This is a genomic window from Arthrobacter mobilis (assembly GCF_012395835.1).
Lineage (GTDB): Bacteria > Actinomycetota > Actinomycetes > Actinomycetales > Micrococcaceae > Crystallibacter > Crystallibacter mobilis.
This window is the reverse complement of record NZ_JAAZSQ010000003.1, coordinates 154,022-168,761: the sequence shown is the minus strand read 5'-3', so window position 1 is coordinate 168,761 and position 14,740 is coordinate 154,022. Positions and strand designations below refer to the sequence as shown.

The window sequence follows — 14,740 nt, the reverse complement described above, 5'->3', positions numbered from 1 at the left end:
CGGGACGGGGCGCTGCCGTTTTCCCGGGGTACTGCCCGCTTTCCAGCTAACTCACAGCGAACGCATAGCCGCGCAGTAGCGGCGCAGGAGGTCCCGGCCCGCCCGCGAGCTTAGAATATTGTGCAAACGTCGTTTACCAGTCCAGAGAGAGGGAACACCCGTGGGTCGTCGCGGAAGTTCCGGCGATGACCCGGTGCAATCTTCAGGCAGTGCGGGAACCCGGCGCGTGCCGGCCGCTGCCGTCCTGGCCGGCGGGCAGGTCAATGCCCGGCACATGCGCACCCGCCGCGCACCGCTGTGGCTGAAAGTGGCCGCTGCCGGCCTGGCCGCGGCCCTGGTGGCCGGCGTCGGCTTCGTGGGCGTGAAGCTTTTCACCCTCCGCTCCAGCATCGTCAGCGCACCGCTGAACCTGGGCACCGACCACACCGCGCTGCCGGTGGACCGGGGCACCGACCCACTGCAGATCCTGCTGCTGGGCACGGATTCGCGCGCCAATACCGGCGGCCGGTACGGCGGGGATCCTTCCTCCACCGGTTCGGGCAATTCGGACGTGATGATGCTCATGCAGCTCTCCGCGGACCGGGAGCGCGTGACGGTGGTGAGCCTGCCGCGCGACCTGCTGACCACGATCCCGGCCTGCACCGACCCTGCGACCGGGGAGGTCTACCCTGAGCAGCAGTTCTCGCAGCTGAACATGGCCCTGAGCTACGGCGGTCCCGGCTGCACGGTGGCAGCGGTGAATGAGCTCACCGGGCTGGAGGTCGACCACTTCATGATGGCCGACTTCAATGCAGTCAAGGAACTGACCACCGTGATCGGGGGAGTGGACGTCTGTGTCAACGAGCCGATCAACGATACCTACTCCAAGCTGGTCCTGCCCGCCGGCGTCAGCACCGTCCAGGGCGAACAGGCGCTGGCCTTCCTGCGCACCCGCCACGCCTTTGGCGACGGCGGCGACCGCGGCCGGGTCCGCGCCCAGCAGAGCTTCCTGGCCTCCATGGCGCGCAAGCTGACCAGCGAAGGCACCCTAACCAACGTTCCGCGGCTGTACGCGATTGCCGAGGCCGTGGCCCGGAACCTGACCGTGGACGAGGGACTGGCCCAGATCCCGTCCCTGCTGGCCCTGGCGGACCGCGTCAAGAGCGTCGACCTGGGCAAGGTGGCGTTCGTGTCGCTGCCCACCACGCTCTACGAGCCGGATCCCAACCGGCTGGTGATGAAGGACGAGGAAGGCCAGCGGCTTTTCCAGATCCTGCGCGAGGACGGGGACGTGACCGCGGAATCCGGTGGCGGCAAGGGAACCGCAGGCGGCCGTCCGGCTGCGACCTCGGAGGCGGACGGGGACGAAGACGGCAGCACCGGCGGAGAAGCCGGCGGTGCCGTGGACGAGGCTGCCGGTCCCGGCACCGCCGACGCCGGCACGGCATCCGGTACCGCGGACGACGCGGAAGAACCGGCGTTCGATGCCGCGGCCCAGCCGGTGCAGGTCCTCAACGAATCCGGCACCGGCGAGCGGGCCCAGGACGTTGCCGCGCACCTGCGGAGCCTCGGCTATGACCAGGCTGTCCCGGCCCCGGCGGAGGGCACCAGCCCGGCCACGCAGATCCTGTACGCCGAGGGCTTCGAGGAAGTGGCCCGTGCGCTGGCCGCCCAGCTCGGGGTGCCCGAGCCCAGCGTCCTCTCGGGCGGCACGCAGGACGGCGTCGCCGTCGTCGTCGGCCAGGATTTCACCAGCGGCACCAAGCTGGCGGACACCAGCGGTCTGGCCGGCGGACTCTCCGGCCAGACGGCCGACCAGGTCACCTGCCAGCAGTCCGGCGGTTTCTAGCGGGATTCACGCCAAGGGCGGGCGGTTCCGGTGAGGGAACCGCCCGCCCTTGGTGTGCCGGGGCCGGCAGGTGCGCGGCTACCAGATGCGCACCCGCTCCGCCGGGTCCAGCCACAGCGCATCCGCCTCGGTGACGGCGAAAGCCTCGTGGAACGCGTCCAGGTTCCGCACCACCTGGTTGCAGCGGAACTCGTTGGGCGAGTGCGGGTCCACGGTCAGGCGCTTGACCGATTCCTCCGGCCGGATCTTCTGCCGCCAGCATTCGGCCCACGAATAGAAGAACCGCTGGGGCCCGGTCAGGCCGTCGATGACCGGGGCCTCCCGGCCGCCCAGGCTCAGCTGGTAGGCCTGGTAGGCGATCGCCAGTCCGCCGAGGTCGCCGATGTTCTCGCCCAGCGTCAGTTCGCCGTTGACCGTGTGCCCCGGAGCCTCCTCGGGGCTGAGCCGGGCGTACTGGTCCACCAGCTTCGAGGTCAGGGACCGGAACGCGGCCAGATCCTCCTCGCTCCACCAGTTGCGCAGCGCCCCCGAGCCGTCGAACTGCGACCCCTTGTCGTCGAAGCCGTGGCCGATCTCGTGCCCGATCACCGCCCCGATCGCCCCGTAGTTGGCGGCGTCGTCCGCCTCGGCATCGAAGAACGGCGGCTGCAGGATGGCGGCCGGGAACACGATCTCGTTCATCGTCGGCATGTAGTAGGCGTTGACCGTCTGCGGCGTCATGTGCCACTCCTCGGTGTCGACCGGTCCGCCCAGCTTGGCCAGGTTGCGCTGGGTCTCGAAGTCGTCGGCCGCCAGCACGTTGGTCCAGACATCGTCCCCGATGGCCAGGCTGGAGTAGTCGATCCACTTGGACGGATAGCCGATCTTGGTCCGGAAGGCCTTCAGCTTCTCCAGCGCCCGCCCGATGGTGTCCGGGCTCAGCCACGGCCGCGAGGAGATGCTCTGCTCGTAGGCCTGCAGCAGGTTCTGCACCAGGGCCTCCATGTGCTGCTTGTGCGTGGGCGGGAAGTGCCTGGCCACATACTCCCGGCCTACCGCCTCGCCCATGGCGCCCTCGACCAGGGCCACCCCGCGCTTCCAGCGCTCCTTCAGCTCCGGGATCCCGCTGAGCACCTGCCCGTAGAAGCTGAAGCGGGTCTTGACCGCCTCGTCATGCAGGTACGGGGCCGAAGCGCTGAGCAGCTGCAGCCGCAGCCAGGCCCGCCAGGTGGCGGCCGGTTCGCTGGCGACCAGGTCGGCGAGCACGGACACGAACCTCGGCTGGCACACCACCAGTTCCTCCACCGCCGCAGCCGGTTCCCCGAGGCCGTCGAGCCAGCGGCGGATCCACGGGACCGTGGCGGCCAGGTCATCCACCGTGCGCAGGTTGTAGGTCTGCTGCGGATCCCGGCAGGAGACCTTGTCCAAGTGCCCGGAGGCGAGCTTGTGTTCCAGCCCGACGGCCAGGTCGGCGTCGGCCGGGTCCAGACCAGCCAGGGAGAGCATCCGGCGGGCGTAGTCCAGGTACGCGGTACGGATGTCCGCGAAGGCCTCCTCGCGGTAGTAGGCCTCGTCCGGCAGGCCAAGGCCTGCCTGGTACAGGTGCAGCAGGTACCGGGTGGGATCGCCGGCATCATTGCTGACGTAGATGGCGAGCGGGAAGGCAGCACCTGTGCGGGTGAAGCCGGGCAGCAGCTCCAGCAGCGACTCTGCGTCGACGACGGCGTCGATGGCCGCCAGCTGCGCGGCCAGCGGAGTGAAGCCCTTGCCCTCGACCGCGGCGGTATCCATGAAGCCGGCGTACAGCAGGCCCATCTTGCCCGCCTCCGAGGCCGGGTCCGGATGCGCCGCGGCGTCTTCGATAATGGCGCGTACCGCCTCCTCGGCGGCGTCGCGCAGGGCGGTGAACGAGCCCTCCAGCGGCCGGTCCTCGGGAATGACGGTCTCGGCCAGCCATTTGCCGTTCACATGCCGGAACAGGTCATCCTGCGGGCGGACGGCTGGATCTACATTGGACAGGACAATGCCGGAACGGATCACGGTGTGCCTCTCGCTAGCGCGCGGAGCTGGCCCTTCCGGGCCGGCCTGGCCGCCACGGAGGGACCCGGCTGCCCCACGCTTGATGATCTGTGGATGATGCAACGGGTCCACTCTATGCAGTGTTGGGAGCCCGCGGCACGGTCCGGCACCGGTTGCGCCGCACGGTGCCCGGCGTGTGCGGCAACGTTGCGGCGCGGTTCACGGCCGGTCCGGGCGCCGTGCTACTGTGAAAAGGTGCGCGCAGGAATGCTACTTCTTAGCTGCCGCGGCGAGGCTACGCAAACAGCTGTTTGACAGGCCGAACCCTCGCTGCGGAGTTTGTGCTGTCCGGCCTGGGTTTCGAGTTTCCCCGTAGAAAAGGCCAATTGACACTATGCGTAATGCACAAAAGCCCTCCGGAATGCCCGTCCACAAGTACATTCCGTTCCAGGACCAGATCACAGTAGAGCTGCCGGACCGCACCTGGCCGGACAAGGTGATCACCAAGGCCCCGCGCTGGTGCGCGGTGGACCTGCGCGACGGCAACCAGGCGCTGATCGACCCGATGAGCCCCGAGCGCAAGCACAAGATGTTCGACCTGCTGGTCAGGATGGGCTACAAGGAAATCGAGGTCGGCTTCCCCTCCGCCTCGCAGACGGATTTTGAATTCGTCCGCCAGCTCATCGAAGGGGACCGGATCCCCGACGACGTGACCATCCAGGTGCTGACCCAGTCCCGCGAGCACCTGATCGAGCGCACCTACCAGGCGCTCGAGGGGGCGGACCGCGCCATTGTCCACCTGTACAACTCCACCTCCGTGCTGCAGCGCCGCGTGGTCTTCCGCGAGGACCAGGACGGGATCGTGGACATCGCCCTGCAGGGGGCGCGGCTGTGCCGCAAGTACGAGGAGTCCCTGAAGGCCACCGAGGTCACCTACGAATATTCGCCGGAATCCTTCACCGGCACCGAGCTGGAGTTTGCCGCGCGGATCTGCAACGCGGTGACCGACGTGCTGGAAATGTCCGCCGACCGCCAGGTGATCCTCAACCTGCCGGCCACGGTGGAAATGGCCACCCCCAACGTCTATGCGGACTCCATCGAATGGATGTCCCGCAACCTGAACGACCGCGAAAACGTCATTCTGTCCCTGCATCCGCACAACGACCGCGGCACCGGTGTGGCGGCTGCGGAGCTGGGCTACCTGGCCGGCGCCGACCGGATCGAAGGCTGCCTGTTCGGCAACGGCGAGCGGACCGGCAACGTGGACCTGGTGACCCTGGGCCTGAACCTGTTCGTCCAGGGCATCGACCCGATGATCGACTTCTCCAACATCGACGAAATCCGCCGCACCGTCGAGTACTGCAACCAGTTGCCGGTGCCCGAGCGCTCCCCGTACGGCGGCGACCTGGTCTTCACCGCCTTTTCCGGCTCGCACCAGGACGCCATCAAGAAGGGCTTCGAGGCCATGGAGAAGGACGCCGCGGCCGCCGGCAAGAGCGTGGACGAGCTGGTCTGGGCCGTGCCCTACCTGCCGATCGACCCGAAGGACCTGGGCCGCAGCTACGAGGCGGTCATCCGGGTGAACTCCCAGTCCGGCAAGGGCGGGGTGGCCTACCTGCTCAAGAACGAGCACAAGCTGGACCTGCCCCGCCGCGCCCAGATCGAATTCTCCGGCGTCATCCAGCGCCGCACGGACACCGTGGGCGGCGAAGTCAGCGCTGCCGAACTGTGGGAGATCTTCAGCGACGAGTACCTGCCCTCCAGCGAGCAGCCCTGGGGCCACTACGCGCTTGGCGCGGTCCACACGGACACGGCTGAGGACGGTTCCTTCCGGCTCGACGCCACCATGACCGTCGACGGCGTCCCGAGCCGCCGCACGGCCGAGGGCAGTGGCCCGATCGCCGCGCTGCTGGACATCTTCGCCCAGGACGGCGTGGATGTGCGCGTGCTGGACTACACCGAGCACGCCCTCTCCGAGGGCGGCAACGCCCGAGCGGCCGCGTACGTCGAATGTGCCGTCGCGGACCGGGTGCTCTGGGGTGTGGGCATCGACACGAACACCACCATGGCCGCGCTGAAGGCAGTGGTCTCGGCGGTCAACCGCGCCATCCGGGACAGCCGCGCCGCTGCCGGCGGCACGGCGGCGGCCGGGTAACGTCCGGCCCTCCCGCTGCGCACGGGCCCGTTCCGCCGGTTGTCGGCGGGGCGGGCCCGTGCCGTGGGAGAATAGGGGAGTGACCAGCCGATCCTTCGCCTCGCGCACCTACCGTGACGAGGGGGTAGTCCTGCGCACCCACAAGCTTGGCGAAGCGGACCGGATCATCATCCTGCTGACCAAGCATCACGGACAGGTCCGGGCCGTGGCCAAGGGCGTGCGGCGCACCAGCAGCAAGTTCGGGGCCATGCTCGAACCGTTCATGGTCACCGACCTGCAGCTGGTCTCCGGGCGCAGCCTGGACATCGTGGTCCAGGCCCAGACGCTGGGCCCCTATGGCCGGGACATCGCGGCGGACTACCGCAAGTACACCGCGGCCGCGGCCATTTGCGAAACGGCGGAAAAGCTCACCGACGTGGACGGCGAATCCGCCGCCGCCCAGTACGCCCTGGTCATCGGGGCGCTCTCGGCGCTCAGCCGCAGCGTGCATGACCCGGAGCTGATCCTGGATTCCTACCTGCTCCGGGCCCTGGCCACCGCCGGCTGGGCGCCCAGCTTCACCGACTGTGCCCGCTGCGGGGCCCCCGGCCCGCACTCGGCCTTTTCCCCGGCCCTCGGCGGCGCCGTCTGCCACGACTGCCGGCCGCCGGGTAGCGCCTCGCCGGCCCCCGAAACCATGGAGCTGCTGGCCGCCCTGCTCAGCGCGGACTGGACGCGGGCGGACGGTTCCGCGCCGGCGGCCCGCCGCGAATCCGCCGGCCTGGTGGCCAGCTACCTGCAGTGGCATTTGGAACGTTCCCTGAAATCCCTTCGACATGTTGAGCGAGTGTGAGCACCAGCAGATGAGTACCAGCCGGAACCGGCCCCTGCCGCCCGCCCCCCATCCGTCCGGCGCCCTGGCGCCGCGGCTGCCCCGGGAGGTCATTCCGGAGCATGTGGCCATCGTGATGGACGGCAACGGCCGCTGGGCCAACCAGCGCGGGCTGCCGCGGACCGAGGGGCACCGGGCCGGCGAGGCCGCACTGCTGGACGTGGTGGCCGGTGCGATCGAGCTCGGCATCGGGCATGTGAGCGTCTACGCCTTCTCCACCGAGAACTGGAAGCGCTCCCCGGAGGAAGTGCGTTTCCTGATGGGCTTCAGCAAGGACGTGCTGCGCCGGCAGCGTGACCAGCTGGACGAATGGGGTGTGCGGATCCGCTGGTCCGGGCGCCGTCCCCGGCTGTGGCAGTCGGTGGTCCGCGAGCTGGAAGAAGCCGAGCGGCAAACCGCGGGCAATACCGTCTGCACGCTGAACATGTGCGTGAACTACGGCGGCCGGGCCGAGATTGCCGACGCCGCGGCGGCCATTGCCGCCGAGGTGGCCGCCGGGCGGCTGAAGGCCTCCGCCGTCTCGGAGAAGACCATCCAGCGCTTCCTGGACGAACCCGACCTGCCCGACGTGGACCTGTTCCTGCGCACCTCGGGTGAGCAGCGGTTCTCCAACTTCATGCTGTGGCAGTCCGCCTACGCCGAGATGGTCTTCCTGGACGTCCTGTGGCCGGATGTGGACCGGCGGACCCTGTGGGAAGCGGTGCAGATCTACGCGAAGCGGGACCGCCGCTACGGGGCGGCCGTGGACGCGGCGTTGTCCGGCTCGCCGGCGTCCAGCATGTAGGCGCCGGCCCAGCGCCGCAGCCGGGCGTAGGCCTCCCGGCGCACCGGGGCCCGGGACAGGAAGACGTCGTGGAGGGCGCCGTCGATCCGCTCCAGGGTCACGCTGCGGCCCAGCTTCACCGCCCGGGCGGCCATCGTCTCCACGTCCAGGACCACGTCCGCGGCCTTCATGTCCTCGTGCCAGACCGGCCCGTTCATGCTCCGGCCCGAGGCCAGCACCAGGACCGGCACTTCGATGCCCAGCCCCCGGGCCACCCTGGCCTGCCCGCGCCAGACGGCACTGAGCCAGCCGGCGTGGATCGGGAAGGCCCCGGGCGGACGCATGACCGGGTCCGGTTCCCATTCGCCCTCGGCGCTCTTGCTGATGCTGCGGTAATAGAAGCCCCGGGACGGGATCCACAGCCGCGCCGCGGGCCGGACGCGCGAGAGCGGATGGATCACGGAGGCCGCGGCATGGCGCACCAGCGGGCTGCGGTGCATCTCCAGCCACGGGCTGTTCAGCACCAGCGACTGGATCAGTCCGGGATGGTCCCCGGCCCAGAGGGCTGCAACCAGTCCGCCGGTGGAGTGGCCCATCAGCGTCACCCGGGCCGCCTCCGGTGCCCCGCCCGGACCGCGCCGCAGGTCGCTGCGCCGGGCGAGGTCTTCGCGCACCGCGGAGAGCGCCAAGGTAATTTCGGCATCGTAGTCCGCCAGGTCCGCGGCGAAGCCGGGCAGATCCCCGTCCCGCAGGCTGCGGCCGTAGTTGTGCATGTCCAGCGCATAGAACGCCACCCCGAGGCGGTGCCAGAACCGGGCCAGCTCGGTATTGAAGAAGTAGTCGCTCCATCCGTGCAGGAAGAGCAGGGCCTGCCTGCCCGCCAGCGGCTCTGCCGCGTCCGGGACGTAGCGCACCAGCGTTGCCTGCTGTCCGGGAACTGCCGGCGACGGGACGCGCAGCACGGCGGATTCGAAGTCCGGACCGAGGATGTCCGGCTGCCAGACGGCCTGCACCACGGGCCTCCTTTCCTGAACAAAATCATGCTAACCCCGCACCCGCTGCCGGTTTGGACACGGCGGATTTTGCGGCAAGACTAGGAACATGCGTCTCTACCCTCTCTTCTTCCGTGCTGCCTTTTCCTGGATGGACGCCGAACGCGCCCACCGGATCGGCTTCCGCCTGATCCGGGCCTCGCACCAGGCCGGTGCCGGGACCCTGCTGCGCCGGCTGACGCGGCCCGCCGCGTCGCTGCGGACCGAGGCCTTCGGCGTCAGCTTCCCCTCGCCGTTCGGGCTGGCCGCCGGGTTCGACAAGGAAGGCCTGGGTATCGAGGCCCTGGCCGACCTGGGGTTCGGCGCGGTGGAAGTGGGAACCATCACCGGCGCCGCGCAGCCGGGCAATCCCAAGCCGCGGCTGTTCCGGCTCGTCGCAGACCGCGCCGTCGTCAACCGGATGGGCTTCAATAACGACGGCGCCGCGGCCGTCGCGCCGCGGATCGCGGCGGCGCGGCGGGCCCTGGAGGCCGGCGGGGCGCGCCCCCGCCCGGTGATCGGGGTCAATATCGGCAAGACCAAGGCGGTGGAGCTTGAGCACGCGGTGGAGGACTATCTGGCGAGCACCCGGCTGCTGGCCCCGCACGCGGACTACCTGGTGGTCAACGTCAGTTCCCCGAACACTCCCGGCCTGCGCCTGCTGCAGCATGTGGACACCCTGCGCCCGCTGCTGGCCGCCGTGCGGGAAGCTGCCGACGCCGCCGCGGGCCGGCATGTGCCGCTGCTGGTCAAGATCGCCCCGGACCTGAGCGACGAGGATATCGACGAGGTGGCGCGGCTGGCGCTGGACCTGAAGCTGGACGGCATCATTGCCACGAATACCACCATCGGCCGCGACGGGCTGGTCTCGGATGCGGCCAAGGTCGCCGCCTGCGGCGAGGGCGGGCTCTCCGGCGCGCCGCTGAAAGCCCGCTCGCTGGAAGTGCTGCGGCGGCTGCGCAGCATCACCGGTCCGTCACTGACCCTGGTGGCGGTCGGCGGCGTCGAGACGGCCGAGGACGTCAAGGAACGCCTGGATGCCGGTGCCACCTTGGTGCAGGGCTACACTGCCTTCCTCTACGAGGGTCCGTTCTGGGCGGCCCGGATCAACCGGGAACTGGCGAAGCAGTACACCTGACGGCGCCTCCCGGGATACCTCCCATCCAAAAAAATTTCCCCCGGAAGGGGAATCTGCTGCAGGTTCAACCCTGCAGCAGATTCCCCTTCCGGGGGATTTTTGCGAAGAATCCGGGGACCGGCGGTCTAGGACGGGTACTGGCCGCGCTTGACCTGCGGCTTCGGCAGGCGCAGCTTGCGCAGCTGCAGTCCGCGCATCACGCCGTACCAGACGGCGCCGCGTTCCACCTCGCCGAACTTGGCCGTCAGGGCCTTTTTGAGCTGGCGGCTCAGGATGAAGGCATCCACGGCCACCACGGCCAGCAGGATCCAGAAGCCGATCAGGATCACCGACTGCACTTCGACGCTGCGGATGAAGCTGAGCACCACGAACAGCAGGGCGAAGACGATCAGGAATTCGCCGACCACCCAGCGGGCGTCGACGTAGTCGCGGACGAACTTCTTCTGCGGCCCCTTGTCACGCAGGGGCAGGTAGCGCTCGTCGCCGGTGTCCAGCGCCTGCCGCATGCGCAGCCGTTCCGCGCGCACCGCCTCGCGGTTGGCATCCCGGGCGGCCTTGCGGTCCTCGGGCACCAGGGGACGGCGCCGGGCCGCCTCGCGGTCCTTGCGGCGGGGCGTCGGCGCGCCCTTGCCTGCCGTGCCGCCCTGCACCGCAGGTCCGGCGGGGGATTGCTGATCGCTTACGCCCTGCGGCTCGGAAGCCGCTTTCTTTCGTCCAAACACCCATCAAGAATACCCTGCGCCGGACCCTGCGCAGGGCGCGCCAAAGCGGCCGCTGACCGGCGGTTTTGGACCGGCTCCGGGGCCGGGGCGCACAGGTCCGGACAGCTGCCGCGCGGCAGCGGTAGGGTGTCGGGTATGACAAGTACTCCTGACAGCGCTGTCCTGCCCGGTTCCGGTGTGGACGTGGACGCCCTGGCCCGGGCCGTCGATGCCCGGATGGGGGAGACCATCGCCGCCCTCAAGGACCTGGTCGCCATCCCCGGCATTGCCTGGGCGGCCTTCGACCCGGCCGAGCTGGCGCGCAGCGCCGGCGCCGTGGCGGCCCTGCTGCGCAGCCTCGGCCTTGATGATGTGCAGATCCTCAGCGCCGGCGGCGCGGCGCCGGCAGGACCCGCCGTCGTCGCCCGCCGCGCGGCGGCAGCAGGCAAGCCGACGGTGCTGCTCTACGCCCACCACGATGTCCAGCCGCCGGGGGACCGCCAGCTGTGGGCCACCGAGCCGTTCGCCGCCACCGAAGCCGGCGGCCGGCTGTACGGCCGGGGCGCCGCGGATGACAAGGCCGGCATCATGGTCCATGCCGGGGCCCTGCGCGCGCTGCTGGACACGCTGGGGGCGGACTTCGGCGTGGGCCTGACCTTCTTCATCGAGGGGGAGGAGGAAGCCGGGTCGCCGACCTTCCGGGCCTTCCTCGAGCAGCACCGGGAGCTGCTCCGGGCGGACGTGATTGTGGTGGCGGATTCGGCCAACTGGAAGGTCGGCGTGCCGGCGCTGACCACCAGCCTGCGCGGTCTGGTGGATGCCACCATCGAGCTCAGGGTACTGGAGCACGCGGTGCATTCGGGCGTCTTCGGCGGCCCGGTCCTGGATGCGCCGACCCTGCTGGCGCGGCTGATCGCCACCTTCCACGACGACGCCGGTGCCGTCGCGGTCGAGGGTCTGGTGGCCCGGGATACCGACGCCGTGGCCTACCCGGAAGACGATTTCCGCCGGGATGCCTCCGTCCTGGACTCGGCAGTGCTGGCGGGCGCAGGAAGCATTTCCGACCGTCTCTGGAACAAGCCGGCCCTGTCGGTGATCGGCATGGACGTCCCGCCGGTGGCCCTGGCGTCCAACACGCTCGTGCCGTCGGCCCGGGCCAAGATCAGCCTGCGCCTGGCTCCCGGCCAGGATCCGGCAGCGGCCATGGACGCTCTGGCCCGGCATGTCCGGCAGCACGTCCCGTTCGGGGCGCAGGTGGACTTCGTCCCGGGCGAGCAGGGCAGCGCCTTTGCCGCAGACACCGCCGCCCCCGCAGCGCAGGCCGCGCTCTGGGCCTTGGGCGAAGCCTGGCGGACCGAGCCGGTGAAGGCGGGGATGGGCGGATCGATTCCGTTCATCGCGGACCTGACCGAGGTGTATCCGCAGGCGCAGATCCTGATCACCGGAGTCGAGGACCCGGATTCGCGCGCACATTCGGCCAACGAGTCCCTGCACCTGGGCGATTTCCGCAACGCCGTCCTGGCCGAGGCGCTCCTGCTGGCCCGGCTGAATGCGCCCGGAAACCCCTGACGGGCCGGCTGCGGTTACCGCCGCCGGTTGCGGGCCAAGTACCATGGAAGGCGGAGCCGCAGCACCACTGAGTAATAGCAGCAGGTCACCTGACGGCCGGTACAGATAAGGAATAGCAATGAGCGCATCAATGAGCGAAACCTCCAGCAACGCAGCACCGGAACAGACCGAACTGCCCACTCACGAAGTCGCCCTGACGGAGGTGGCGGCCGCCAAGGTTCGCAGCCTGCTGGAACAGGAAGGCCGCACGGATCTGCGCCTGCGCGTAGCGGTGCAGCCGGGGGGCTGCTCCGGGCTGATCTACCAGCTCTACTTCGACGAGCGCATGCTGGACGGGGACGCCGTGCGCGACTTCGACGGCGTCGAGGTCATCGTGGACAAGATGAGCGTTCCCTACCTGACCGGCGCCACGATCGACTTCGAAGACACCATTTCGAAGCAGGGCTTCACGATCGACAACCCGAATGCCGGCGGCTCCTGCGCCTGCGGAGACTCCTTCCACTAAAGGGTCTGCAGGGGGAGTGCGGGGCCCCGACTCACTGCGGGGCGCCTGTCATATGATCGTCATCCGTGAGGGTAAGCTCTACAGTGAGTAGTAAAACTGGAAATGCGCGCGCCCGCGGGGCACTGTCGTGCGCCGCGGGCGCGCGCATCACTTGCACGAAACAAGAGGAAGGGCCGTCTGTGAGTTCGCAGGACCGAACCGGCAGCCGACGTGCCAGGACCGCCAAGGCCGCAGGCCTGGGCGCTCTGGGCATGCTGCTGTTGACGGGATGTTCAGAAGAAGTCCGACTGGGTTGGCTGCCCACCGAGCGGGGCACCACCAGCCACACCGATCGGCTGATCGATTTGTGGGTGAACTCCTGGATTGCCGCGCTGATCGTCGGTGTCATCACCTGGGCCCTGATCCTGTGGTGCATCGTGGCCTACCGGCGCCGCAAGGGGGACGAGGGGTTCCCGCGACAGCTCAGCTACAACCTTCCCATCGAGATCTTCTACACCGCGCTCCCGCTGGTCCTGGTCCTGACCTTCTTCTACTTCACCGACCGCGACCAGACCGCCCTGACCCAGCGCTTCGACGACCCGCAGGTGGTCATCGACGCCCGCGGCAAGCAGTGGTCCTGGGACTTCAACTACGTGAAGCAGGACAAGTACTCCGCCGGCGTGCAGGCGCACCTGACCGGTGAGACCGGCATCCCCGAGACGCTGCCCACGCTCTACCTGCCGGTGAACCAGACCGTGGAGCTGCAGATCAACTCCCGCGACGTCATCCACTCGTTCTGGGTGCCCGCGTTCCTGCAGAAGGTCGACATGATCCCGGGCAAGACCAACTACATTTCCTTCACGCCGCAGCGTGAGGGTGTCTATGACGGAAAGTGCGCCGAGCTCTGCGGCGAATTCCATTCCGAGATGCTCTTCCGCGTCGAGGTCGTCTCCCAGGCGGAGTTCGACGAGCAGATGACCCGGCTCAACGACGGCCAGATTGGCGCCGAATATGACCGTAACCCGTACGAAGCGGCTGAGTAAGGAAGCGAGGGAGTACTAGTGTCGACTTACGAATACACAGCCGGTGAAGCCGGGACGACAGTGGCACCCCGGGTGGTTCCCCGGTCCAAGGGACGTATCATCGTCAACTGGATCACCTCCACCGACCACAAGACCATCGGGTACATGTACCTGATTGCATCGTTCATCTTCTTCTGCCTGGGCGGCGTCATGGCGCTGGTCATCCGCGCCGAACTCTTCGAGCCGGGCATGCAGATCCTCCAGACCAAGGAACAGTACAACCAGCTGTTCACGATGCACGGCACCGTGATGCTGCTGATGTTCGCGACGCCGCTCTTCGCCGGCTTCGCCAACGTCATCATGCCGCTGCAGATCGGCGCCCCGGACGTGGCCTTCCCGCGCCTGAACGCCCTGGCCTTCTGGTTCTTCCTGTTCGGCAGCACCATTGCCGTCTCCGGCTTTATCACCCCGCAGGGCGCCGCATCCTTCGGCTGGTTCGCCTACACGCCGCTGTCGAGCACCACGTTCTCGCCCGGTGTGGGCGGGGACCTCTGGGTCTTCGGCCTGGCCCTGTCCGGCTTCGGCACCATCCTGGGCTCGGTGAACTTCATCACCACGATCATCACCATGCGCGCCCCGGGCATGACCATGTGGCGCATGCCGATCTTCACCTGGAACACCCTGATCACCGCCATCCTGGTGATGATGGCCTTCCCGCCGCTGGCCGCCGCGCTCTTCGCCTTGGGTGCGGACCGCCGCTTCGGCGCGCACATCTTCGACCCGACCAACGGCGGGGCCATCCTGTGGCAGCACCTGTTCTGGTTCTTCGGCCACCCCGAGGTCTACATCATCGCGCTGCCGTTCTTCGGCATCGTCTCCGAGATCTTCCCGGTCTTCAGCCGCAAGCCGATCTTTGGCTACAAGGGCCTGGTCTTCGCGACCATCGCGATTGCGGCCCTGTCCGTGACCGTCTGGGCGCACCACATGTACGTCACCGGCTCGGTCCTGCTGCCCTTCTTCGCCTTCATGACCATGCTGATCGCGGTGCCGACGGGTGTGAAGTTCTTCAACTGGATCGGCACCATGTGGCGCGGCTCCATCACCTTCGAAACCCCGATGCTCTGGAGCCTGGGCTTCCTGGCCACCTTCCTCTTCGGCGGCCTGACCGGCATCATCCTGT

Annotated in this window: 12 protein-coding genes; 9 read left to right on the top strand and 3 right to left on the bottom strand. The window is 68.8% G+C overall.

Annotated elements, in window-relative coordinates; all coding sequences use genetic code 11:
* Positions 1–226: 226 nt before the first annotated feature.
* Complete coding sequence (locus tag HGG74_RS05575; protein WP_312856751.1) at positions 227–1,828, top strand: LCP family protein; 1,602 nt, start codon at positions 227–229, stop codon at positions 1,826–1,828.
* A gap of 78 nt (positions 1,829–1,906) precedes the next feature.
* Here HGG74_RS05575 and HGG74_RS05570 read toward each other — a convergent pair whose 3' ends face one another.
* On the bottom strand, positions 1,907–3,847 hold the full coding sequence (locus tag HGG74_RS05570; protein WP_168485351.1) for a M13 family metallopeptidase: 1,941 nt from the start codon (positions 3,845–3,847) through the stop codon (positions 1,907–1,909).
* Between the two features lie 373 nt (positions 3,848–4,220).
* Here HGG74_RS05570 and leuA point away from each other — a divergent pair, with 373 nt between their 5' ends.
* From leuA to HGG74_RS05555, 3 genes are all read left to right on the top strand, one after another.
* A complete protein-coding gene (gene leuA, locus HGG74_RS05565) occupies positions 4,221–5,981 on the top strand; it encodes a 2-isopropylmalate synthase (RefSeq protein ID WP_168485350.1) in 1,761 nt (586 codons plus the stop codon).
* 79 nt (positions 5,982–6,060) lie between these two features.
* Positions 6,061–6,813, top strand: a complete 753-nt coding sequence (recO, locus tag HGG74_RS05560) for a DNA repair protein RecO (protein WP_168485349.1) — start codon at positions 6,061–6,063, stop codon at positions 6,811–6,813.
* Between the two features lie 10 nt (positions 6,814–6,823).
* Entirely contained in the window at positions 6,824–7,636 is an 813-nt protein-coding gene (locus tag HGG74_RS05555) for an isoprenyl transferase (protein ID WP_246262665.1), read from the top strand.
* Here the strand turns inward: HGG74_RS05555 and HGG74_RS05550 are convergent.
* Positions 7,582–8,628, bottom strand: a complete 1,047-nt coding sequence (locus tag HGG74_RS05550; RefSeq protein ID WP_168485440.1) for an alpha/beta hydrolase — start codon at positions 8,626–8,628, stop codon at positions 7,582–7,584. The genes HGG74_RS05555 and HGG74_RS05550 overlap by 55 nt on opposite strands.
* Before the next feature lie 88 nt (positions 8,629–8,716).
* On the opposite strand from HGG74_RS05550, the gene HGG74_RS05545 reads away from it, so the two are divergent.
* A complete protein-coding gene (locus tag HGG74_RS05545) occupies positions 8,717–9,784 on the top strand; it encodes a quinone-dependent dihydroorotate dehydrogenase (RefSeq protein WP_168485347.1) in 1,068 nt (355 codons plus the stop codon).
* A gap of 125 nt (positions 9,785–9,909) precedes the next feature.
* Here HGG74_RS05545 and HGG74_RS05540 read toward each other — a convergent pair whose 3' ends face one another.
* A complete protein-coding gene (locus tag HGG74_RS05540) occupies positions 9,910–10,506 on the bottom strand; it encodes a DUF3043 domain-containing protein (protein ID WP_168485346.1) in 597 nt (198 codons plus the stop codon).
* Positions 10,507–10,641: 135 nt separating this feature from the next.
* On the opposite strand from HGG74_RS05540, the gene HGG74_RS05535 reads away from it, so the two are divergent.
* From HGG74_RS05535 to HGG74_RS21395, 4 genes are all read left to right on the top strand, one after another.
* Positions 10,642–12,054 carry a M20/M25/M40 family metallo-hydrolase gene (locus tag HGG74_RS05535; protein WP_168485345.1) on the top strand — a complete coding sequence of 471 codons (1,413 nt, stop codon included), beginning with the start codon at positions 10,642–10,644 and terminating at the stop codon, positions 12,052–12,054.
* Positions 12,055–12,184: 130 nt separating this feature from the next.
* Complete coding sequence (locus tag HGG74_RS05530) at positions 12,185–12,559, top strand: HesB/IscA family protein (RefSeq protein WP_168485439.1); 375 nt, start codon at positions 12,185–12,187, stop codon at positions 12,557–12,559.
* A gap of 179 nt (positions 12,560–12,738) precedes the next feature.
* Complete coding sequence (gene ctaC, locus HGG74_RS05525; protein WP_168485344.1) at positions 12,739–13,581, top strand: aa3-type cytochrome oxidase subunit II; 843 nt, start codon at positions 12,739–12,741, stop codon at positions 13,579–13,581.
* An 18-nt stretch (positions 13,582–13,599) separates the two neighbouring features.
* Positions 13,600–14,740 (top strand): cbb3-type cytochrome c oxidase subunit I (locus HGG74_RS21395; RefSeq protein ID WP_376766121.1); only part of this gene is annotated, 1,141 nt, incomplete at its 3' end.

Coding starts and splice junctions, on each gene's coding strand:
- leuA (WP_168485350.1), top strand. CDS start 4,221: ATGCGTAATGCACAAAAGCCCTCCGGAATGCCCGTCCACAAGTACATT.
- HGG74_RS05535 (WP_168485345.1), top strand. CDS start 10,642: ATGACAAGTACTCCTGACAGCGCTGTCCTGCCCGGTTCCGGTGTGGAC.
- HGG74_RS05555 (WP_246262665.1), top strand. CDS start 6,824: ATGAGTACCAGCCGGAACCGGCCCCTGCCGCCCGCCCCCCATCCGTCC.
- HGG74_RS05530 (WP_168485439.1), top strand. CDS start 12,185: ATGAGCGAAACCTCCAGCAACGCAGCACCGGAACAGACCGAACTGCCC.
- HGG74_RS05545 (WP_168485347.1), top strand. CDS start 8,717: ATGCGTCTCTACCCTCTCTTCTTCCGTGCTGCCTTTTCCTGGATGGAC.